Below are 24,329 nucleotides of genomic sequence, written 5' to 3'. Positions count from 1 at the left end.
ACTTTTATGAAAGAAAAATCACATTTCAACACTATGCAATTTGCTTTACCTATTCATTTCCTAGAAGCCTCCCTCCGATCGATTACAAAATTACAATCTTTTAGAACAGCCTTCTTATTTTAAGCATTTTTATATGTTAACTTTTTATTTTTTTAGTGGTAAGACTTGATATTTTTTTTAGTATTAGTGTTTATCTCACATTGTAATCGAAACTTTTTTATTAAAAAAATAGCAACTTATTCATTTCTTATCCAAAAATTTAAACAGAAATCAGATTGTATTCTCTTATATTAACATCCGTTTCATATTCAAACAACAAAAAGTTTTGAAAAACAAAAAACAATATTAACTTGATTTTTTACAAATGGACTCTTCTAAAATACATTTTATATTAAAACTTGTTTTAACAATAATATTAATTCAAACATTATTTTACAAACTGACCGCTAGTCCTCAATCTATTTATATCTTTAAAAAACTACATATAGAACCCTTTGGAAGGATTTTTTCTGGAATCATAGAATTAATTTGCCCATTTCTATTGTTTATTGATAGAACAAAGTTTTATGCTTCTTTACTTATTTTAATAAATATGACCATTGCTTTATTATCGCATTTATGTATTTTAGGAATTGTGATTATAAATGACGGAGGAGTTCTTTATATCTTAGCCTGTATTTGTTTTACAATAAGTGCCTATTTTTCTCTTTTATATAAAAACGATTTAATAAAAGATTATAATCAATTTAAAAAAACATTTTTATGAATTTTACCGCAATTAAAAATACCCTTTTAGAACTAAAAGAAATTATTACACAATTACATGATCCTGATTATATTAAGCCTATCCTTTCTTTAAGCAATGCCACTATAGGACAACATTCTCGACATATTATTGAATTATATCAAGCCCTTTTAAAAGGATATGATAACGGTATTATTAATTATGATAATAGAGAAAGAGAAATTAGTATACAAACTATAAGAACTCAAGCCATTTCTGCTATTGATATAATTATTAATCAAATTGAAAAAGAAAATAAAAATCTCGTCATAAATCATTTTATTTCTAGAGTCCCAACTCTTATAGAAACTAATTATTTTAGAGAAGTACTTTACAATTTAGAACATTGTATTCATCATCAAGCTCTAATAAAAGTTGCTTTATTAAATTTTAAATATATTTCAATTTCTGAAACTTTTGGTGTGGCACCATCTACCATTGAATTTCGCAAAATATGTGTACAGTAAGTTATGTTTTTAGCAATAATAAGGTCATTATTACTTCAAATAGAGATGAAAAAATAGCACGACCTAAAGCATTGGTTCCCAAATCGTATATGGGGGAACGTAAGAAAATGTTTTTTCCTAAAGATTCAAAAGCAGGTGGTACCTGGTATGTATTAGATGACAAAGGAAACATTATGGTTTTACTAAATGGTGCATTTGAAAAACACACACCAAAAGAAAAATACCGAAAAAGTAGAGGTTTAATCTTACTTGAAATATTTGATAATTGTGATTGTATAAATAAATGGTTTGAAATAAATCTTGATGATATCGAACCCTTTACTCTAATTGCTTATGCAAATAAAAGGCTCTATCAATTACGGTGGGATGGAAATGCAAAGAATACTAAAGAATTAAATAATCAAGAAAGTTATATTTGGTCTTCATCCACCCTATATCCTAATAATATTAGAACAGAAAGAGAACTATTATTCAAGACATTTACTCAAAGTAAAAATATAATTAAAGCCAAGGATATAGCAGATTTTCATGAACATACAAATTCAGACGACAAAGAAAACGGACTTATTATTAACCGAAATAACACCTTAATCACGCAAAGTATTACACAAACAGTTATTAATCAAAACAAAATGATTTTCAGCCATAAAGATTTGATTAATGATAAAACTTACGACAACAATTTTTTAATGTTATAATGAAACTTTTTATACATAAACTAACGCACTGGGAATATTGGCCATTTCAAATCGTTTATATACCTATCTATTTTTTGTGGCTCTATTATGCTTTACGTTCACGTACCTTATTCTTTTTTAATACTGTGAACCCAACCATTAAAAACGGTGGTTTTTTTAATGAAAGTAAAAATGATATATACCTTTTAATTCCACAGCAATACTATCCTAAAACTTATTTAATAAATCATAAAAATTCTATTAAAAGTATTAAAGAGTACCCCCTTTCTTATCCCTTCATCGTAAAACCTGACATAGGTTTACGCGGAAGTGCTGTAAAACGTGTTCATTCTTTAGAAGAACTAAAAAGTTATCACGAAAGTGTTGAATTTGATTATCTTATTCAAGATTTAATTCCTTATACTAATGAAGTGGGAATATTTTACGTTCGTTTACCTAATGAAAAAAAAGGACGTATTACAGGAATTGTATCAAAAGAATTTATGATTATTACAGGTGATGGAAAAAGCTCTATTGAAAATCTTATCAAACAAAATCCACGCTATGAGTTACAATTAAATGCTTTACAAAAAGAATTGGGCAGCAAAATTCATGATATTTTACCAAAGGGAAAAAACTATAATCTTGTCCCTTTTGGCAACCATTCCAGAGGAACAAAATTTTTAGATATAAGTCATAAAATTTCTAAAAAGCTAACAGAAGTAATTGATACTATGTGTCAAGAAATAGATGGTTTTTATTATGGTCGTATGGATTTAATGTATAATACTTGGGAAGAGTTAGAAGAAGGGAAAAACTTTATGATTGTAGAGTTAAACGGTTCAGCAAGTGAACCTACTCACATTTATGACCCCAATCATTCTCTTTTTTTTGCTTGGAAAGAAATTGCCCGACATATTCGTTATATGTTTCAAATTAGCCAACAAAATCATATAAAGGGTATTCCTTACCTCAATCATAAAGAAGGTATGAATGAATACCGTAAACATCAAGAACATTTTTACAGACTAACTCAAGTTTAGTTACAAATAATTATTGACTATAAATAACAAAAATGTATCTAAAAATTAAAAATAGCATTGTAGGATTTTCTATAAGTTTCATAGGTTCCATACCTCTTGGCTATCTAAACATAATGGGATTACATTATTTTAAACAAGATCTTATAACTTCTACATTATTTTATTTATTAGGTGTTGTAATCATAGAAAGTTTAGTTATTTTTTTTACGGCCAAAGGCGTTTCTAAAATTAATTTAACCCCTCATTTAAAAACCAAAATATCATTATTTAGTATTGCTTTTTTACTACTTCTATCCTATTTAGCTAAACAATCAGCTACTCCAGAAGAATCCCACAATCCTCTTGTAATACAAATAATAAACTATCCTTTTATTACTGGAATAATTTTAAGTAGTCTTAACTTTAGTCAAATCCCCTTTTGGCTTAGCTGGAATTTATATATACTTAATGAAAAATATGCCAATTTTCAACAAAACGGAATACTATCATATACTATAGGTGCTTCGTTAGGAACCTTTATAGGTATGCTTAGTTTGATTGTTTTTTTAGATAAAACTGTAAATTACACTCAATTGCCCTTACAAAATTATATCCCAAAAATCTTTGTATGTTTAGCCATTTGGCAAGCTTTTATTTTAATAAAAAACAAAAATTATTTTATCCACTAAACTTTTTAATTCTAAGCATGAACTCAACTAAAAATATCAATTAACTACTTTTAAATGATAAATTCAACAAGTCATAAAATACTATTTTAAAAATAGAAATAACGATAGCTATACAATTGAAAATAAAAATTATATAGCACATAAATTAAAGTAGTTAATTAATCATTATAAAAAACAACTCATCAACCAGTATACAACAATATTTTAGTTTTCAATCAACAAATATTTTAAACCTAAATTCTGTACTAGACTTCATGTTCGAGATGAAAAGACAAAAAATGAACAATTCTTTTTTGTAGATAGGGAACAAAAGCCGTAATCTAGTCGTAGTTTGTCACTTCGACCCAAGGGAGAAGTCACATTATTTATAGTATGTGATTTCGTTCCCATTCTATAAATGACAAGATGGTGAACCTTTAAGACAACCCTAATGCAATAAAAAAGTACGCTTTTTAGATTTAAAGTTCTTATTTATTGTAATAAATTTCTACCGCATATTTGGGTTAAACTTAAAAAAATCCGTTAAATACATTTCATATTAAGAATTAAGAATTAACAATACTTATTAAAAAATTAATCCCTTATTAATAAAAAATTAAGACAACTAATCTTAACTAAAAGTTTAATACTCTTTTATAGTTTTAAAACGTTACTAAAATGAAACTTTATACATTCTTATTTTAAAACTATATTTATTTACCTTTGTAAAAATTCGTTTTTCTTAAAATGATACAAGATATCCAAACTCTAGACCCTAAAAAAAATATACTTATAAAAGGAGCGCAAATCCATAATCTAAAAAATTTAGATGTTGCAATTCCCAGAAACAAGTTAGTTGTTATTACTGGATTATCAGGCTCTGGTAAATCAAGCTTGGCATTTGATACACTATATGCAGAAGGACAACGCAGATATGTAGAAAGTTTATCTAGCTATGCACGACAATTTTTGGGTAGACTAGATAAACCAAAAGTGGATTATATTAAAGGAATTGCTCCCGCCGTAGCAATAGAACAAAAAGTAAATACCACCAATGCAAGATCTACTGTAGGCACTTCTACTGAAATTTATGACTATCTAAAACTTTTATTTGCCCGAATTGGTAAAACGTATTCTCCTATTTCTGGTTTAGAAGTTAAAAAACACACTGTAACAGATGTGATAGAACACATTCAAAAATTAGATGAAGGAAGTCGTTATTTACTTTTATCCCCTATTCATTTAGAAGAAGGAAGATCTTTAGAAAACAAATTAAAAGTACTTTTACAACAAGGTTTTAGTAGAATCTTAATTAATAATGAAACTATTCGTTTAGATGAATTTATTGAATCCGAAGAAGCAAATGCAAAAAAACACTATGCTGATAGCGAAATTTCATTAATAATAGACCGTTTAGTAATACGCCATGAAGAAGATTTTTATAATAGATTAGCGGATGCTGTTCAAACAGCTTTTTATGAAGGAAAAGGGTTTTGTCATCTGCAAGAATTTAATACGAATGAAAAAACAACATTTAGTGCTAATTTTGAATTAGACGGTCTTTCCTTTTTAGAACCTAATATTCATTTATTTAGTTTTAATAATCCTTATGGTGCTTGTCCTGTATGTGAAGGATATGGCAATATAATAGGCATAGATTTGGATCTTGTAATACCTAATACGGCATTATCAGTATATGAAAACTGTATTGCTCCATGGAAAGGAGAAAGTATGAGTTGGTATCGTGATCAATTAGTTAATAATTCACATAAATTTGATTTTCCCATTCACAAACCTTATTTTCAATTAGAAGAATCACAAAAACAATTAATTTGGGAGGGTAATCAATACTTTGAAGGGCTTCATAGTTTTTTCAAAGAATTAGAAGAAAAAAACTACAAAATTCAAAATCGAGTCTTATTATCTCGTTATAGAGGTAAAACAAAATGTTCTAGTTGTAAAGGAAAACGACTAAGACCTGAAGCAAGTTATATAAAAATAAATCACAAAACGTTACCTGAACTTGTAGACTTACCTATCCGTAAATTAATCCCTTTCTTTAAAGAATTAAATTTATCAGAATATGACGCAAAAATAGCTAAAAGACTACTTATTGAAATCAATAGCCGTTTGGCATTTTTAGAAAATGTAGGACTGGATTATCTAACTCTCAACAGAAATTCCGCTACTCTTTCTGGCGGCGAGTCACAACGTATCAACCTAGCTACATCATTAGGAAGTAGTTTAGTTGGCTCTATGTACATACTGGATGAACCCAGTATAGGATTACATCCAAAAGATACTGAAAAACTAACCAAAGTATTAGAATCATTACGTGATTTAGGCAATACCGTAATAGTAGTAGAACATGATGAAGATATCATGAAATCAGCTGATATGATCATTGATATTGGCCCTGAAGCTGGAACTTATGGAGGTAATTTAGTAGCACAAGGTACATATAAAGAAATATTAAAATCCAATTCCCTCACGTCCCAATATTTAAATGGAAAATTAACGATAGATATACCTCAAAAAAGAAGAAAATTTAAAAATCATATAGAGATTATTGGTGCTAGAGAAAATAATTTACAAAATCTAGATATCACAATTCCCCTTGACGTATTAACAATCATTACAGGAGTATCAGGATCAGGTAAAAGCACATTAGTAAAAAAAATATTATACCCTGCATTACAAAAACAGTTAGAAGGTGTAAGTGAAAAAGCAGGACAATTTACAGAAATATCAGGTAGTTATTCTCATATCAAACATGTAGAATATGTAGATCAAAATCCAATAGGTCGCAGTTCGCGTTCTAATCCTGTAACATATATAAAAGCATACGATGACATTCGTGATTTATTTGCTAAAGAAAAAATTTCTAAACTAAGAGGATATCAACCTAAACATTTTTCTTTTAACGTAGACGGAGGTAGATGTGAAAGCTGCAAAGGAGAAGGTACAATAAATGTAGAAATGGTTTTCATGGCAGACGTTTCGTTACCTTGTGAAACTTGCAATGGCAAACGTTTTAAAAAAGAAATTCTAGAAATTCAATTTGAAGGTAAAAACATAGATGATATATTAAACCTAACTATAGATGATGCGTTAGACTTTTTTAAAGCAAAAAACCAAAATAAAATCATTCAAAAATTACAACCCTTACAAGATGTTGGTTTAGGTTATGTTCAATTAGGACAATCTTCATCTACTCTTTCTGGAGGTGAAGCACAACGTATTAAATTGGCTTCTTTTTTAGTTAAAGGAGCCACCAAGGACAAAGCTCTTTTTATTTTTGATGAACCCACAACAGGTCTCCACTTTCATGATATCAAAAAACTATTAAAATCATTTGATGCACTAATCGAAAAAGGACATTCTATTGTAGTTATTGAACATAATCTTGATATGATTAAATGTGCTGATTATATTCTAGATTTAGGACCTGAGGGCGGCGAAAATGGAGGACAATTACTTGCCTTTGGCACACCTGAAGAAGTTGCAAATAACAAAAAATCAATTACAGGACATTATTTAAAAAGCAAATTATAGATTTGGCATACTATTTGATAACCATTCATAAGATTTTAATTCATATTAAGTTGGATACTGATATAATAAAATTTAATTAGGTTGGTTTTGTTTTTATAAAAGGGTGTCCTAAAAAATAGCAATCTTGTTCTTTTGATCAAAAGAAAGTGTAACAGGTAAATAAATCATAAAATCCTGATCGTAAAATTTTCTATCGCATCAAAACAATAAATTAAATACTAGATTGTTGCTTTTCGGACACCTTTATTACATTTTTTAGACAATATTATTCTTTATATAATATTCTCAAATACAACCAAGTCCTCCCTATTAAACAAAGTTTGTCTTCCTTTGCACTTTTTATACTCCCTTAATTATCCCAATTCCGCATTAGCCTTCATGATAAAGATAAAAAGGTAAAAAATACATAACCTTTTCTTCTTGCAGATGTAGGGAAAAAGCATTGATTTAACGCGTCACTTCTTTACTTCCATCAAAGCAAAAACTCACATTATTAATTATTTATATGATTTCTCTTTTTCTATAAATGACAAGATTACAAACTTTTAAAACAACCTAATTAAGAACATAAAAGTGTATTTTTTTAGATTCAAAGTTCTTTTTATTTCTAACACATAATCTGGATTTATAGTCGTTTTATCTCTATTTGCAATTTTTTACTATGTATATCATTCTACATGATTTTTACTTTCATTTCTCCGTTCAAATAACTATTCATCTCCTCTTTTAAAACAAACACGCTATAAAACATCTATTTTAAATCATAAAAGCATCTTAAAATCCACACAAAAACAGGAATAATTCATATTTTTAAAACAAGAAAGCTTTTATAATAACAAGAGATAACTAAAATTTAATTTCAACTATCTATATAATTTATATAATTTGAAATTCTTTATTTATATTGCAATAAAACCAAAACTTTGAAGAAACAACTCTTATTCATTATTTTATTTTTTACATTAACGAATGTAAACTCTCTATACAGTCAACAATCATTAGATTGCAAAGTCTCTTTAGAGCCTCATTCAAAAAAAATAATTGTTCATCAAAAAATTACATATAAAAACCAATACCCTTATTCTATTGATAGATTAATTTTTAATGATTGGAATAATAGTTTTTCTAATAGGCAAACACCACTTGGAAAAAAACTATCGGATCAATTTGTTCGGAATTTCCACTTATCTAATAAAAATGAAAGAGGTGAAACCTATATAAATTCTATTACAGTAAACAATACAGAGATCAAACCAGAAAGGATCCCCAATCAAATAGATTTATTTTCAATAGATATCCCTCTTTTAAAATCAGGAGATTCTATAAAAATTCAATTGGACTATGAACTAAAAATACCTAATAGTAAATTTACCCGATGGGGAACAAACAAAGAAGATTTTTATCTAAAAGATTGTTTTTTACTAATCAACAAACAAATAGACAGGCATACAGGCATTTTATATAGTAATGAAAACACAGAAGATGCAACCTATGAAACGGTTAACGAATTACTTTTTTCATTTGAAATACCCAATCAATACAGCATTACTTCTAATTTAGATTCAATAGATTCAAAAACTTTTAAAAGCAAAAACTTAAAAGAATATCAATTTATAATAGAAAAAAATAAAACTTTCGAAACATTATCTAACGACAATATTTCCATCATAACCAATTTAGATAGTAAAAACGTTAATGATATTCAAAAATTCCTTATTATTGATAGAATTATCAACTACTTTCAAACTCATTTAGGAAAATCTAAGACAAAACGCCTTCTTATTTCTCAAATTGATTATGATCGAAATCCTTTTTATGGTCTCAATCAACTACCAAGCATTTTAAGCCCTTTTTCTAATAGTTTTTTATATGAACTAAAATTTTTAAAAGTTTACTCACAAAATTTTTTAAAATCTAATTTAAATATCGACTGGCGAAAAGACCATTATTTATTAGATGCTATTCAATACTACTATTTAATCCAATATATAGAAGAATATTACCCTAATGCCAATTTAGCAGGAACTCTTAACCGATTTAAGATACTAAGAGGTTACGAACTAATAAACGCTAAATTCAACGAACAATATTATCACGCTTATCTAATGATGGCCAGAAAAACTTTAGATCAAGCTCTTACTACACCTAAAAATAAATTAAGCAAATTTAACGAACAAATTGCCCTTAAATACAAAGCAGGATTAGCTTTTAAATATCTTGAAAACTATTTAGGAGATCAATCTTTAAAAAAAAGCATCCAAGAATTTTTAAAGATTAATCAAGAAAAATTTTGTAGTAATATTGATTTTGAAAACATTTTAAAAAAAAACACACAAAAAGATATAAATTGGTTTTTTCAAGAATTAGTACCATCTAAAGAAACCGTTGATTTTTATTTTGGGAAAATTCAAAATCGAGATAATCAAATTCAATTAGAAATTAAAAAAAATCAAAACACCAACCTCCCTTTCACCTTAAGTGGTTATAAAAACAAAGACAAAATATTTGAAAAATGGATTATTCCTAACTTTGAAAAAGATACTATTTTAACTTTTAATAAAAAAGAATTAGACCAATTTGTCATTAATCAAAATAATTATTATCCAGAATTAAACAAAAAAAACAATTACAAAACTACTGGTTTTTTAAAACCCAATCGGCCTATCCATTTCACTTTTTTTAGAGATTTAGAAGATTCTAAACGCAATCAAATATTTTATTACCCCAATATTGATTACAACGTATATGATGGCGTATTAGCATCTTTAATTCTAAACAATGAAAGTTTTATAGCACGTCCTTTTAATTATGAAATAAGTCCAAGTTATTCATTCAATACCCGATCATTAACAGGTAGTGGTTTTATAGGTTATTCATTAAACAAACCCTCTAAAGATAACTTTCAAACCCGTTTTACCTTATCTAGTTCCTATTTTCATTATATTCAAAACGCTTCTTATTTTAGAATTATACCAGCACTTACTTTTCGATTCCGAAATGCTGACATTACCAAAAATGAATACAAAAGCCTTTCTTTCAGGCAAGTTTTTGTAAAAAAGGAATTCAGCCCTCTATCGAAAGACACCTTATCCCCATTAAACTATTCTGTATTTAACGCTCGCTATTCATTTGGAAATAACGAAACCGCAAAAGGATATCATGTATCAAATCAGCTACAAATAAGCAATGAATTTGCTAAATACATTAATGAAATTAGTTACAGAAAACTTTTTGAAAACAATTATCAAATTGGATTTCGTTTTTACGGAGGCTTGTTTCTCTACAAAAACAACAATTCTTCTTATTATGATTTTGGATTAGATCGTCCAAAAGACTATCTTTTTGATTACTCTTTCTATGGGAGAAGTGAAAAATCAGGTTTTTTTAGTCAACAAATCATAATAGCTGAGGGAGGATTTAAATCTAAATTTAACAATCCTTATGCTAATCAATGGCTTACAGCACTCAATATAACTTCTTCTTTATGGAAATGGATTCAGCTATACGGCGATATAGGATTATACAAAAACAAATACAATGATCCTAATTTTATTTACGATTCTGGAATTCATTTAAACATAGTTCCTGATTATTTTGAGATATTCTGCCCTATCTATTCAAAAAATGGATGGGAAATCGGTCAAAAAAATTATACTGAAAAAATACGTTTCCAATTTACTATTAATCCGAAAACACTTTTAGGTATTTTCAATAGAAAATGGTTTTAAAACAAAAAAAAGAATATTTTAATAAATTTTCATTATAAAAAACTTTATTTTAATAAAAAATAAATAATTAAAAAAGATTATATCTAAATAAAAATACGAATAATTAAATTTTATTTTTTCAAAATAAAGCGCAACATAACCGCTTTTTAATTAAATTTGCGTACTTACATTTAAGAAAATGGCACAAGTAGAAGAAAAAAAAGAATTAACTTTTGAAGATTTTAAAACAGAAGTTTTAAATGATTACAAAATTGCTCGCATTAGTCGCGAGTGTAGTTTATTAGGTCGTAAAGAAGTCTTAACAGGAAAAGCGAAATTCGGAATTTTTGGAGATGGAAAAGAAATCCCCCAACTTGCTTTAGCAAAAGCATTCCAAAATGGTGATTTTCGTTCAGGTTATTATCGTGACCAAACTTTTATGATGGCTATAGGTGCTTTAACAATTGAGCAATTCTTTGCGGGTCTTTACGGACATACTGATTTAGCATTCGATCCTATGAGTGCTGGTCGTCAAATGGGAGGTCACTTTGCTACACATTCACTAGATGAAAACGGTAATTGGAATGACCTAACTAAGCAAAAAAACTCAAGCGCTGACATCTCTCCTACAGCAGGACAAATGCCCCGTTTATTAGGCTTAGCACAGGCTTCTAAAATCTTTAGAAATGTAGAAGGAATAAACACTACCCTATTTTCTGTAAAAGGGAATGAGGTTGCTTGGGGAACTATTGGCAACGCCTCTACATCAGAAGGATTGTTCTTTGAAACAATTAATGCTGCTGGTGTTTTACAAGTTCCTATGGTAATGAGTGTATGGGACGATGAATACGGTATTTCAGTCCATGCTCGTTATCAAACAACAAAAGAAAACATTTCCGAAATCCTAAAAGGTTTTCAAAGAGATGAAAAAAATAAAGGTTTTGAAATACTAAATGTAAAAGGTTGGGATTATCCTGCTCTAGTAGAAACCTATCAACAAGCGTCTAAAATAGCTCGAGAAGAACATGTACCTGTATTAATCCACGTAAACGAATTAACACAACCACAAGGTCATTCTACTTCCGGATCACATGAACGCTATAAATCAACTGAACGTTTAGCTTGGGAAACAGAATTTGATTGCTTATCTCAAATGCGTAAATGGCTATTAGAAAACAACTTAGCCACAACAGAAGAATTAGATGAAATTGATACATTAGCCAAAAAAGATGTTTTAGAAGGTAAAAAAACAGCTTGGGCCAATTTTTCAAATCCCATCAAATCAGAAAGAGATGAATTAGTAACAGTTTTACAAAACATAGCATCTGAATCAACCAATAAGATATTCATAGAAAAATATGCTAATGATTTAAATAGCATTAAAGAACCTATTCGCAAAGATATAATCACAACTGCGCGAAAAGTACTCAGAATGCTAATACAAGAAAACGGCAGAACTACATTAGCCAATTGGATCACACAGTATACTCAACAAATCCAACCTAAATTTAGTTCTCATCTATTTTCTCAATCAAAAAATAATGTATTAACTATCAATGAAATAAAACCTACTTACGACGAAAATGCAGAGGAAGTAGACGCACGTTTAGTTATACGAGATAATTTTGATGCCCTTTTTACAAAATACCCACAAACCTTAATTTTTGGTGAAGACTCTGGAAATATTGGAGACGTAAACCAAGGGTTAGAAGGGATGCAGGAAAAATATGGTGAAATGCGTGTAAGTGATGCAGGTATACGCGAAGCTACTATCCTAGGCCAAGGAATAGGAATGGCTATGAGAGGATTAAGACCTATAGCCGAAATTCAATATTTAGACTACTTACTGTATGCTATTCAAATCATGAGCGATGATTTAGCCACCTTACAATACCGTACAGCAGGTCGTCAAAAATCACCTCTAATCATCAGAACTCGTGGTCATCGCTTAGAAGGTATTTGGCATTCAGGATCCCCAATGGGAATGATCATCAATGCAATTCGTGGAATTCATGTATTAGTACCTCGTAACATGACAAAAGCAGCTGGTTTTTATAACACTTTATTGGAAACAGATGAACCTGCATTAGTAGTAGAATGCTTAAATGGCTACCGCTTAAAAGAAAAAATGCCTACCAACTTAGGTGAATTCAAAACACCTATAGGTATTACAGAAACAATAAAAGAAGGAAAAGATATAACCATAGTATCTTATGGTTCTACTTTGCGTTTAGTTGAACAAGCAGCTAAAGAATTACTAGAAATAGGTATTGATGTTGAAATTATTGATATACAATCATTACTTCCTTTTGACATTAACCACGATATAGCAAAATCAGTTGCTAAAACAAACCGTTTATTAATTGTAGACGAAGATGTTCCTGGTGGTGCAGCTGCCTATATTTTACAACAAATCATAGAAGTACAAAAAGCCTATAAACATTTAGATAGCCAACCTGAAACTCTTACAGCAAAAGCACATCGACCTGCTTATGGCACTGATGGTGATTATTTTTCAAAACCATCAATAGAAGATATTTTCGAAAAAGTATATGACATTATGCACGAATCTAATCCTAGTAAGTTCCCTAACTTATATTAAAATTAGTTTTTAAATATCATGATAAAAAATGGAACGAAAATTATTTCGTTCCATTTTTTATTTTATTTATTTTGAATAATACCATTTCTGGGTTGAATTTACCTAAACCAAAACTCACTACAAAATACACGAATGAAAAGATATTACAGTAAATTTAAACCTTAAATGGTATAATACTGATAATATTCCCTTTCTATCTAAGTAACAAACTCACTTATGCACTACAATCATGAAAACGCAAATAAATAACTCTATTAATAAAACTAGTTTTTATTAAATAATTTTCGCAAAGGGAGATTTATAAAATCTAATATATTTATATAATTTAACGAGGAATAATATCCATTTTAAACACCTTTTAAATATCTCTTAATTACAACTTTCCTTCTAACTGTTTTTTATATCTATTTAACAAAGCTTTTGTCATACCCAAATTAGCTTGAGAAGAGTCAATTGCTAAATAAATAAAATAAGTATTATCTTTTGATATATCTAAGATATGAACCTCTTCTGTCAATGTAATCAAAATATCTTCAATAGATTGATTTAAATGAAAGGCTTCAATGGCATTCAATTTGGCTTTAACAACTTGTAAATTAAATGATGAAGCTAATTCTGCATCAAAACCTGGAATTGATGATTTAGCATATAAACAAATTCCACTATTTACTTCTGAAATGGCTACACGTAAAAAACCAGGTATCGTTTCACAATCACTTCCAAATTGTTCTAAAAAATCATACATTTTCATTTATTTTTAAATTATTCTAATTAATACGCAGAAGGATAACTTTACAAACTTACGTTTCTAAAAAAACTGATACTCAAACGAATAGTCGATAATTAAAAATGAACTATAATAGAATTATTTTAGAAAATTAGATCTTATATTAAGTTTAAAATACAATTATTCACTTATGAATCATTTCTTAATCTACAATTAAAACAAAATCTTCCCCCCCAACATTCTAAATCTTTAGAATTGTTTCTATTTCAGTTTTTTAATCCTTTATAGAAAAAATAATTAACAGTCTACTTAAATTCTATTCAAGAAAACAAATTAGATCATTATCTCGTATGATTAACACAAGTTTACAGCTTATAGCTCCTTTTCGCTTTACAATCTTATTTTACGTTAAATATTATTTTTTTATTTCTTATATCTATTGCAGTTCCCTTAAGACATATTAATATTATTATTTTATTGGGTACAAAACTAAATTATCCATTCTTTTTAAAATTGTAAAAAAACGACAACATAACTTAAATTAAAATGATAGGTTGATGATAAAAAAAAACTAAAAATCAACATTTTAATACAAATAAAATATACAAAAACAATAGGTAGTTATACCATGTTATTTTATTAAAACAAAATATGAATTATACTCAGATTACATAATAAACTTTGTAATGAAGATGAAAAAGTAAAAAATAAGAATACACTGATTTTTTATCAAATGCGGGTATACTTACCCCAAAATTCTGCGTTAGAAATTATCATTTATCAATTCTTCTATTGAAATGACATTATCAGTACTATATTTTGCTTATTTACATTACAACCTTTCTTGGATCGAAATTTTATAATAATTTTCTAACGCATAGTATGAATTAAATGAGTATTTTTTTTTAAAAATCTATCAAGGAAGGTAAAAAATCTTAAAATAATACTTTAAGAAATCATTTAATGGAGTTAGATAAAATCTAAAATGGTTTCAGAAAAATATTTTGGAACCAACTAAATAAGATTTGATAGCATTGGCACCTTTTCTTATACACCTAATTTATTATAAAAGAGAGAGAGTATCTAAAAAGTATTATCAATTTATTTGAAACAATCGTAAAAAACTTTTAGACACTCTCTATTTTTAAGTATTATACGCTATTATTTTAAATCATAGCGATCTGAACTCATTACCTTTGCCCATGCTTTAACAAAATCATGCACAAACTTTTCTTTATTATCATCTTGCGCATAAACTTCAGCATAGGCACGTAAAATAGAATTTGATCCCAATACTAAATCAACTCGTGTAGCCGTCCACTTTGTCGTTCCACTTTTTCTATCAACAATATTATAAAGATTTTCCGAAACTGGCTTCCAAGTGTAATTCATATCTGTAATATTCACAAAAAAATCATTACTTAAAACACCTTCTCTTTCTGTAAAAACACCATGCTTCGTATCGCCATAGTTAGTACCTAAAACTCGCATACCGCCTATTAATACGGTCATTTCTGGAGCTGTAAGTCCCATCAATTGTGTTCTATCTAAAAGTAATTCTTCAGGAGTAACGGCATAGTCTTTTTTAAGCCAATTTCTATATCCATCATGAATTGGTTCTAAAACCGCAAAAGACTCAATATCCGTTGTGTCTTCTGTTGCATCTCCTCGTCCTGCATCAAAAGGTACTTTTATATTTACGCCTCCTTCTTTAGCTGCTTTTTCGATGGCCGCACAACCTCCTAAGACAATCAAATCTGCTATACTCACTTTATTCGTCCATTCATTTTGAATTTCATAAAGTTTATTTAATACTTTTTCTAACCTTTGAGGCTCATTGCCTTCCCAATCTTTTTGAGGTGCTAAACGAATTCTTGCTCCATTTGCTCCTCCTCTAAAATCAGAACTACGGAATGTTCTTGCACTATCCCATGCTGTATTAATAAGTTCTGTTTTTGTCAATCCTGAATTTAAAATTTTTTCTTTTAAGTCCTCTATTTCTTTATCACTCAATTTGTAATCAACAACTGGAATTGGGTCTTGCCAAATTAAATCTTCTTTTGGCACATCAGCTCCAAGATAACGGCTTTTGGGACCTAAATCACGATGTGTTAATTTAAACCATGCTCTTGCAAATACATCTTCAAAATAAGTCGGATCATTATAGAATTTTTCTGCTATTTTTTTATATTCAGGATCAAGTTTCATAGCCATATCAGCATCTGTCATGATAGGATTTCTACGTACTCCTTTTATATGAGCATCCAATGGTTTATCTTCTTCTTTAATATTAATGGGCTCCCATTGCCAAGCATCTGCTGGACTTTTCTTTAATTCCCACTCATAATTTAAGAGAAGATGAAAATAGGTGTGATTCCATTTATCTGGAGTTGTTGTCCACGCTCCTTCCAATCCACTGGTTACAGTATCCTCAGCATTACCTTTTCCTTCTGGATTCATCCAACCAAAACCTTGTGTTTCAATATTTGATGATTCTGGATTAGGTCCTAAAATGGAAGCATTCCCATTTCCGTGCGCTTTTCCGACAGTGTGCCCTCCCGCTGTTAATGCTACAGTTTCTTCATCATCCATAGCCATACGTTTAAAAGTAGTACGAACATCTTGAGCTGTTTTTAACGGATCTGGTTTACCATCAACACCTTCTGGATTAACATAAATTAACCCCATTTGTACTGCTGCTAAAGGATTTTCTAGAGATTCGCTATCAGTATCATCTGAATATCTTTCTTTACCTAACCATTCTTTTTCTGCTCCCCAATAAATATCTTTTTCAGGATGCCATATATCTTCACGACCTCCTGCAAAACCAAATGTTTTAAACCCCATTGATTCATAAGCCATATTTCCTGCAAGTATCATTAAATCTGCCCAAGAAATCTTGTTCCCATATTTTTTCTTAATAGGCCACAACAACCTACGAGCTTTATCTAAATTACCATTATCTGGCCAACTGTTAAGAGGTGCAAAACGTTGATTTCCTGTATTTGCGCCACCTCTTCCATCTGCTAAACGATATGTCCCTGCCGCATGCCATGCCATCCTAATCATTAAACCTCCATAATGTCCCCAATCAGCAGGCCACCAATCTTGACTTTCAGTCATCAGTTTTTTTAGATCTTCTTTTAAAGCTTCTAAATCAAGTTTTTTAAACTCTTCAGCATAATTAAAATCTTTATCAAACGGATTGGTTTTTCTATCATGTTGATTTAAAATATCAAGATTAAGTGCATTGGGCCACTTATTTATAACAGAGTTCTGCGATTCTGTATTAGCACCATGATGGAAAGGGCATTTTCCTTCTTTTGAATTGTTCATAATTTTTTCAGTTTAAATTTTATTTATTTTTCATTTATAATCTATAGATATTAACCGTTTTTAAATTATTTACAGATTGAATAATTACTTTTATAAAAGTGTAAACTTAACTTAAGTAGCAAACAGGTAATTCTAAATATTCCATATTTTTACTTTTTACATTATTTTTTTCACCTCAAAATATACGGTAAGGATTGTAATGATAATGAAAAGTTTCGTTCATTATATAACTCAAATATACCAAAAATAGGTGTATTACTTAAGAAAGCTCTTGTAATTTATTTACTATTAAGCTAATTGAAAGTTTTTAAACAAGATCCTTTGTATAATATTATTTTAACCTGAGTTCGATATAAAAAATATTGATTTTTAGCACATTACATAGAATATTTGTGCTTCCGTTAGGGCTTTCTTTGTGTTTTCGTCGTATAGCTATTACAAAAAGTTCCTCAAAGAAATCGAAAGAACTGTTTATTAGCAAGTTAAAAGTTTTATTAAGTCCAACTCACGCTAAATAAATGTAATTTCTCCCTTGGATCGAAGTGACAAACAAGGCATTAAATCAAAACTTTTATCCTCGCATTTTATCTTTACCACGAAGTCTAATGCGGAATTGAAGTTTAATCACCAAAAAATCCTCTATTTCTTCTTCTAAAATTTTCTGCAAGTATTTGAATTTATTGTTTTTTGTTTCATAACGAAGTTAATATCCTATTTGGATTAAATAAAGTCATACAATTTATATGAAGAAACAAAAATATACATGGTATCAATAATCCTATTTTTACCTAAAATATAATTAGGTTACGATAGAAAAAAAATGATATATATTTAATAGAGACTTATTTTTATAAATAATAATTTTATTTTCTATTCTTAATTTGAGCCTAGTAAATAACGCATCTAATCCTTATAATTTAAAAATACATACTGATTTATTATTCAACATTTATTTTCAAAGGCAATATGATCTCTTTAATTATGGTTTCTAGTTTTCTAAAAATAAACTTTAAAATTTACTTTACAAAAAGCATTTTAAATACTTATTAAAAAGAGTTTTAATTGATTTTATTTAAAGAACTAATTAAGTTATAATTCGCTTAAGTATACTTCAATTTTCATATAACTCGATGGGTAATTCATCAGGATCTTGAAGAAATGTAAATCTTTTTTGAGTAAACGCATCAGTTCTTATAGGTTCAACTATAATATTGTGTTTTTTTAGTTTTTCTATCGCCTCTTTTAGATCTAAAACTTCAAAAGCTAAATGTCTTAGTCCGCAGGCTTCTGGTCTTGAAACTCTTACGGGGGGATTAGGAAATGAGAATAATTCTATAACATAAACTCCATCTAATGCTAAATCTAACTTATAAGACTCTCTATCTTCTCTATATACTTCTTTTATAATTTCTAATCCTAAAATTTTTGTATAAAAATATTTTGACTTCTGATAGTCTGAACAAATAACAGCTATATGATGAACCTTTTTTAACATATATACTTAAACGCATTTAAGGCAACAAAATAGTTGCCTTAAATAATTTTTAAATTTTAGATTAAAGTTTTTGAAGTTCTTTTAAAACAGCTTCTCCTACTCCATGAGCTGATTGTGGATTTTGTCCTGTTACGACTCTTTGGTCTACCGTCACGTGAGATTGCCACAATCCTGATTTTTCAAACTTTGCACCACGTTCTATAAGTTTAGTTTCTAAACTAAATGGTACTACATTTTCTAATTTTATAGCACTCTCTTCTTCATTGGTAAAAGCATTGATTTTTTTTCCGTCAACCAAATATTTTCCATTATTAAGTTTAATATTTACCAAACCTGCTGGTCCATGACAAACGGCACTTACTACACCATTATTTTCATATATTTTTTGAGCAATTAAAGCTAATTCTACATTATCTGCAAAATCCCACATTGTTCCATGCCCTCCTGCATATAAGATAGCTACATAATCAGATGGATTAACATCGGATGGTTTCATAGTATTTTGAATTTTAGCTTGGTATTTTTCATCTGCTAAAAATCTTTGGTCAATAGGATCTTCATTATTTTCTCCATAATAGGATGGATGCCCCCCTTTAGGGCTAACAAACTCTATTTCATATCCTGCATCACTTAAAACAGCCCAAGGATGAGTTACTTCACCTAAATAATAACCTGTAGATTCTCCTGTTTCTCCTAATTTGTCGTGGCTAGTCACCACAAATAAAATTTTTTTGTTCATCTTTTTCCTATTTAAATTTTGCGCATTTGCTTGGTTTACACCACCAAAAATGGTATAAATTACAATTACTATAATTCCTGTTAAAACTTTTTTGAATAGTTTGCTCATGGCTACACTATTATAAATTGATTATGCAAATTTCAGGACATTCTCTATTTTTACATAGGAAGTAAATCACATCTTTTTTGTGCGCTATATCACAATTAGGAACTCAAACGGCTAAGTGTTTCTCTAGAAACGCCTAAATAAGAAGCAATTAGTGTTTTGGGGACTCTTTGAAATAATATAGGATAATTTTCACGAAGTTGCTCGTATCTTTCTTTGGCGTTACTATTTAAAAAAGAAAGTATTCTTCTTTGTAAAGCCATGTAACCCGAGTTGGATTTTTTTCTAAAAAAATGTTCTATTTTGTGCATATCAGCACACAATTTTTCTCTATTATACAAGGATAAACAAAGCACTTCTGTTGCTTCAATACAATCAATATTTAATATCGACTTTGTTTCGTTAAAATAAGCTTGATAATCTGTAATCCACCAATCTTCCATGGCAAATTGCATGATATGTTCCTTTCCATCTTGATTAACATAATATGCCTTTAGAAGTCCCTTCGTTACAAAATGATCATTCTGTACAAAATCCCCTTCTTGAATCAGATATTGGTGCTTTTTTAATTTTTTTATAGTAAAGTGAGACAAAATATATTCAAATTCTTTGTCTGTTAATGGTGTAATTCTTTCTATTTGACTTCTCAATATCTCACTCATTTCTCTCTAAACAGTCTTTTTAGCTGGTATAATTTTTTTAGTATCTTAATTTTGTTGGGTAAATATAGTAGAAAACAGCACAAGTCCCAAGTTAAGCTAAGCGGATTTTCTTTAATATGCTTGACATTTTAATTTTTCAAGCACTTACAATCTAAACTAAATAAGAGCTTTATTTTTCTTCTTTTATTTTTTTCCATTTAGATTTAATTTCAATAACCTTTATTTCATTTTATATAGGTATTTCATGATTACACTGCTTACACAACAAAATATTAGTTACTAATGAATCTTTTTCAATTTATAACATACTATTATATTGCCGAAAAAATTTAATACACAACTCGACAACCATAACCAATATCCATTTCCATATACTATAATTTCACTTTTTTCTCCAGCTTCATTTACTATTATCTCTTTAAAAAACAAAAAAGATAATGAGAAGGCAACAGCCATAAAGCTTAAGTATAAAGATATTTTAGAATTTTTAAAAATTAATACTATCCATGAAATAATCAATAACGGATTAGCTAGCCAAGATATTCCTGGTCCAAAAATATCGAACCAACCTAATAAAAAAGATGTCAACCCAAATGATCCTATTGAATCCTTCATTTCAGCTATATAATAAGCATTTTGTGTAAGAGACATTAATAATAATATTAAACTCAAAGAAACAATCAGTATTTTTAGGTTTTGGTGTTTATTTTTCATCTGAATATATTTTTTTTAAAAAGTATTCTAAAAATTATTTTTTGCTTCAAAATAATATTTCTACTTTTTATATTCCTTTTTCTTCCAAATATAACTCATTTTCGATATTCTGACAAAGTATTATTTACCTATCATTATGTATACTTTTTTTATTACCAAAATTCTTTATCTCAAATTATACGCATTGAATCAAAATAATGAAATGCGGGTTAAACTCAGATTCCAAATTAGAAAAAATAAATTTTATAACTTACTGAAATAGAAGGGTTTATTTATTTGGTAATTCTAGTTCGTAATTTTATATAGTACTAACAATCAATAAAATATGTTTTTTTAAAATCTCTAACGCGTAATCAGGGTTTAAAAATCTCTAATGCGGAATTTTGATTAAAAACTAAAAAACTTCTGTTAATCTAAAAGTCTAACAGAAGTTACAAATATCATTTTTTGTAAAAATTTAAATTCTTATACTATTTTATAAATACGATTTATTGGAATAGTAACTCCCTTTTTTAGAATTATCTCTTGATCTGTTACTCCCCAAATTGTTGTATCCACTACTCTTTTTGAAATGGCATCTTCAAAATAAATTTTAATTTTAGCATGTTCTAAATTTCCTAATACCTGCGCTCGTTCCAACTCTACTTTTAATTGAGCTCTATCTTTTAATTCTTCTAAAACTTCTTCATTTGGGAAATTTAAGTCTTCTATTAATTCTTTTTCTATCAATTCAAATTTTGTTTCCATATATTTACACTTATTTTATAGGTCTGAGATATTATAAATTTAATCATTTTTTACAACAATTTGCATTTTTTTATGAAATCCTTTACATTTTTACCATTTCAAAATTTAGAATCGGAACGATTAATACTAAGAAAAATGACCCATAAAGATGTGGATCAAGTATTTGCATTACGAAGTAATCCTGATAATATGCAATTTATACCACGTCCGCTATTAAAAAATAAAGAAGAGGCTATAGAACTTATAGACACTATAAATAATAAAATTGAATTAAATGAAGGAATCAATTGGGCTATTACTGAAAAACCAGATGATAAATTAATAGGTTTTTTAGGTTATTATCGTATACAAAAAGAAAATTATCGTTCCGAAATAGGCTATATGATATTACCCGAATATAACGGCAGAGGTATTGCTACAGAAGCTGTCCAACTTATATTAGAATATGGTTTTAATCAAATGGGACTTCATTCTATAGAAGCTGTAATAGATCCAAAAAATCAAGCTTCTGCACGCGTATTAGAAAAATTAGGTTTTGTAAAAGAAGGTCATTTACGTGAAAATGAATATTTTGAGGGTAAATTTTGGGATTCTGTCATTTATGCTATCCTAAAATCAGAATTTAACTTCAAAAATATTATAGAATAATAATTAAATAGGTCTACCAATATCTTCAACCCCTTATTATTCCTTAGAAGTTTATTACAAACAAAAGAACTTTGAACCCAGATTACGCATTAGACCCGAGCTTAGCGAATAGACGAAGTAAATCTATTCCACTTTATTTTTCTTCCAATTCAAGCACGTACTCAAATTTTAATCATCAAAATAGTTCACTATTTCTTCTTCTAAAATTTTCCGTGAGCACTTGAATTTATTGAAAAATTTTGTTTCACAACCAAGTCTAATGCGGAATCTGGGTTGAATCGAAATAATTTATTTCTTGTTCTTAATGCAGATAACCCCATTTTCAGTGTTTTATCTGAAAATGGGGTTATCAAAAATGATACGATCTATCTATTTGAAATTTGAATTAGGATCTTTTTAATTTTTTACTATCATTATTCCTTCTCCCAATTTCCAACTACAGACGTTGCTAAAGCATTTCCTAAAACATTTGTTGCACTTCTAAACATATCGCAAAAATGATCTATTGGCAATATTAGGGCAATACCTTCTACAGGAATATCAAACATACCACAAGTAGCTGCCACAACTACTAAACTAGCTCTTGGCACTCCTGCTATTCCTTTGCTTGTCAACATTAAAACTAATAACATCGTTAATTGAGTTCCTAAGTCTAATGAAACGCCATAAGCTTGTGCTATAAAAATACTTGCAAAAGTCATATACATCATACTTCCATCTAAATTAAAAGAATAACCTAATGGGAGCATAAATGATACAATTTTATCTTTTATACCAAATTTTTCTAATTCTTCTGTTAATTTAGGAAAAACAGCCTCACTACTAGTTGTACCAAATGCAATTACCAAAGGTGAAATAATATGATTTAAGAGAATTTTAATTCTTTTCCCTAAAAACAAATAACCAATAATTAATAATACAATCCATAACGAAGTAATTCCTACTAAAAAGGAACCAAAATATTTAGCATAAGTTAATAAAAGCTCACCTAAATCACGAATAGCAAATACGCCTGCTATTGCTCCAAAAACACCTAGTGGGGCAAATTTCATTACATAATTCACCATTTTTAATATAATATGCGATGTTTTATCTAAAGCATTTATAACAGACTTTGTATGATCGCCTAAAGAAGCGGCTGCTAAACCAAAAAAGATTGAAAAGATTACAATTTGTAAAATTTCATTGGTTGCCATTGCTTCTACAACACTTTTGGGAATTATATGTTCAACGAAATTTTGTGCCGAAAAATTTTGTGTTTTTTCTGTTACTTCCGCTGCTGTAGTTACATCTACTCCACTTAGGTTTAGCCCTGCTCCTGGTTGTAAAATATTTACCCAAAACATTCCTATTAATAAAGAAAGAAAAGAAGCAGTAAAAAACCATCCTAGGGCTTTCCCTCCTATTCTTCCAACTGCTTTTATATCGCCTAATTTTGCAATACCTACAACCAACGTTGTAAAAACAAGAGGTGAAATAATCATTTGAACTAAGCGAATAAAAACTGTAGCTAACATTTTTATGTAGCCACTAAAATCCTTAGCGGTAGTATCGTCACAATTATTATGTATAAAAATCCCTAACGCTGCTCCTAAAAGCATTGCCAATAAGATTTGGACAGTCAGATTTGAAAAAATAGATTTCTTAGAAACTTCGTTTTTAGTTATTTCCATT

At 28.7% G+C, this 24,329-nt stretch carries 17 protein-coding genes; 9 read left to right on the top strand and 8 right to left on the bottom strand.

Going from position 1 to position 24,329, the window contains the following annotated elements; all coding sequences use genetic code 11:
• Positions 1-364: 364 nt before the first annotated feature.
• The 8 genes from NAB20_RS10525 to NAB20_RS10490 all read left to right on the top strand — a co-directional run bounded on the left by NAB20_RS10525 (position 365) and on the right by NAB20_RS10490 (position 13,482).
• Positions 365-766: a DoxX family protein gene (locus NAB20_RS10525; RefSeq protein ID WP_105196439.1), complete on the top strand. Its 402-nt coding sequence runs from the start codon at positions 365-367 to the stop codon at positions 764-766.
• Positions 763-1,251, top strand: coding sequence for a hypothetical protein (locus tag NAB20_RS10520; protein WP_105196437.1), 489 nt, complete (start codon positions 763-765; stop codon positions 1,249-1,251). The genes NAB20_RS10525 and NAB20_RS10520 overlap by 4 nt, the downstream gene beginning before the upstream one ends.
• Positions 1,239-1,949 (top strand): NRDE family protein, encoded by a 711-nt coding sequence (locus NAB20_RS10515; RefSeq protein ID WP_105196436.1) that lies wholly within the window; start codon positions 1,239-1,241, stop codon positions 1,947-1,949. The genes NAB20_RS10520 and NAB20_RS10515 overlap by 13 nt, the downstream gene beginning before the upstream one ends.
• The gene (locus tag NAB20_RS10510; protein WP_375605106.1) at positions 1,949-2,971 is read left to right on the top strand and encodes a D-alanine--D-alanine ligase; all 1,023 of its coding nucleotides are present in this window, start codon (positions 1,949-1,951) and stop codon (positions 2,969-2,971) included. Before NAB20_RS10515 ends, NAB20_RS10510 begins: the two co-directional genes overlap by 1 nt.
• 32 nt (positions 2,972-3,003) lie before the next feature.
• Complete coding sequence (locus NAB20_RS10505; protein WP_105196433.1) at positions 3,004-3,639, top strand: LysE family transporter; 636 nt, start codon at positions 3,004-3,006, stop codon at positions 3,637-3,639.
• Positions 3,640-4,365: 726 nt separating this feature from the next.
• Entirely contained in the window at positions 4,366-7,173 is a 2,808-nt protein-coding gene (uvrA, locus tag NAB20_RS10500) for an excinuclease ABC subunit UvrA (protein WP_375605105.1), read from the top strand.
• Positions 7,174-8,096: 923 nt separating this feature from the next.
• Positions 8,097-10,901: an aminopeptidase gene (locus NAB20_RS10495; RefSeq protein ID WP_375605104.1), complete on the top strand. Its 2,805-nt coding sequence runs from the start codon at positions 8,097-8,099 to the stop codon at positions 10,899-10,901.
• Between the two features lie 178 nt (positions 10,902-11,079).
• Positions 11,080-13,482, top strand: coding sequence for a thiamine pyrophosphate-dependent enzyme (locus NAB20_RS10490; protein ID WP_127823126.1), 2,403 nt, complete (start codon positions 11,080-11,082; stop codon positions 13,480-13,482).
• Positions 13,483-13,855: 373 nt separating this feature from the next.
• Here NAB20_RS10490 and NAB20_RS10485 read toward each other — a convergent pair whose 3' ends face one another.
• The 7 genes from NAB20_RS10485 to NAB20_RS10455 form a co-directional block, all read right to left on the bottom strand.
• Positions 13,856-14,227, bottom strand: a complete 372-nt coding sequence (locus tag NAB20_RS10485; RefSeq protein WP_105196514.1) for a hypothetical protein — start codon at positions 14,225-14,227, stop codon at positions 13,856-13,858.
• Positions 14,228-15,370: 1,143 nt separating this feature from the next.
• Positions 15,371-17,545, bottom strand: a complete 2,175-nt coding sequence (gene katG, locus NAB20_RS10480) for a catalase/peroxidase HPI (RefSeq protein ID WP_127823127.1) — start codon at positions 17,543-17,545, stop codon at positions 15,371-15,373.
• A 1,111-nt stretch (positions 17,546-18,656) separates the two neighbouring features.
• The gene (locus tag NAB20_RS10475; RefSeq protein WP_088394435.1) at positions 18,657-19,040 is read right to left on the bottom strand and encodes a VOC family protein; all 384 of its coding nucleotides are present in this window, start codon (positions 19,038-19,040) and stop codon (positions 18,657-18,659) included.
• A gap of 61 nt (positions 19,041-19,101) precedes the next feature.
• Positions 19,102-19,887: a type 1 glutamine amidotransferase domain-containing protein gene (locus tag NAB20_RS10470; RefSeq protein ID WP_205728012.1), complete on the bottom strand. Its 786-nt coding sequence runs from the start codon at positions 19,885-19,887 to the stop codon at positions 19,102-19,104.
• A 95-nt stretch (positions 19,888-19,982) separates the two neighbouring features.
• Positions 19,983-20,546 carry a Crp/Fnr family transcriptional regulator gene (locus tag NAB20_RS10465; RefSeq protein WP_235878014.1) on the bottom strand — a complete coding sequence of 188 codons (564 nt, stop codon included), beginning with the start codon at positions 20,544-20,546 and terminating at the stop codon, positions 19,983-19,985.
• A gap of 279 nt (positions 20,547-20,825) precedes the next feature.
• Positions 20,826-21,260 (bottom strand): hypothetical protein, encoded by a 435-nt coding sequence (locus NAB20_RS10460; RefSeq protein WP_127823128.1) that lies wholly within the window; start codon positions 21,258-21,260, stop codon positions 20,826-20,828.
• Positions 21,261-21,725: 465 nt separating this feature from the next.
• Positions 21,726-22,007, bottom strand: a complete 282-nt coding sequence (locus NAB20_RS10455; protein ID WP_088394429.1) for a hypothetical protein — start codon at positions 22,005-22,007, stop codon at positions 21,726-21,728.
• Between the two features lie 72 nt (positions 22,008-22,079).
• Here NAB20_RS10455 and NAB20_RS10450 point away from each other — a divergent pair, with 72 nt between their 5' ends.
• Positions 22,080-22,655 (top strand): GNAT family N-acetyltransferase, encoded by a 576-nt coding sequence (locus tag NAB20_RS10450; protein WP_105196382.1) that lies wholly within the window; start codon positions 22,080-22,082, stop codon positions 22,653-22,655.
• Between the two features lie 413 nt (positions 22,656-23,068).
• On the opposite strand, the gene NAB20_RS10445 is transcribed toward NAB20_RS10450, so the two are convergent.
• Positions 23,069-24,328 carry a dicarboxylate/amino acid:cation symporter gene (locus NAB20_RS10445; RefSeq protein ID WP_127823129.1) on the bottom strand — a complete coding sequence of 420 codons (1,260 nt, stop codon included), beginning with the start codon at positions 24,326-24,328 and terminating at the stop codon, positions 23,069-23,071.
• Between the last annotated feature and the right edge of the window lies 1 nt (position 24,329).

Origin of the sequence: Flavobacterium davisii (genome assembly GCF_042182265.1) — a bacterium.
GTDB lineage: Bacteria > Bacteroidota > Bacteroidia > Flavobacteriales > Flavobacteriaceae > Flavobacterium > Flavobacterium davisii.
This window is presented reverse-complemented; position numbering and strand designations above follow the sequence as displayed.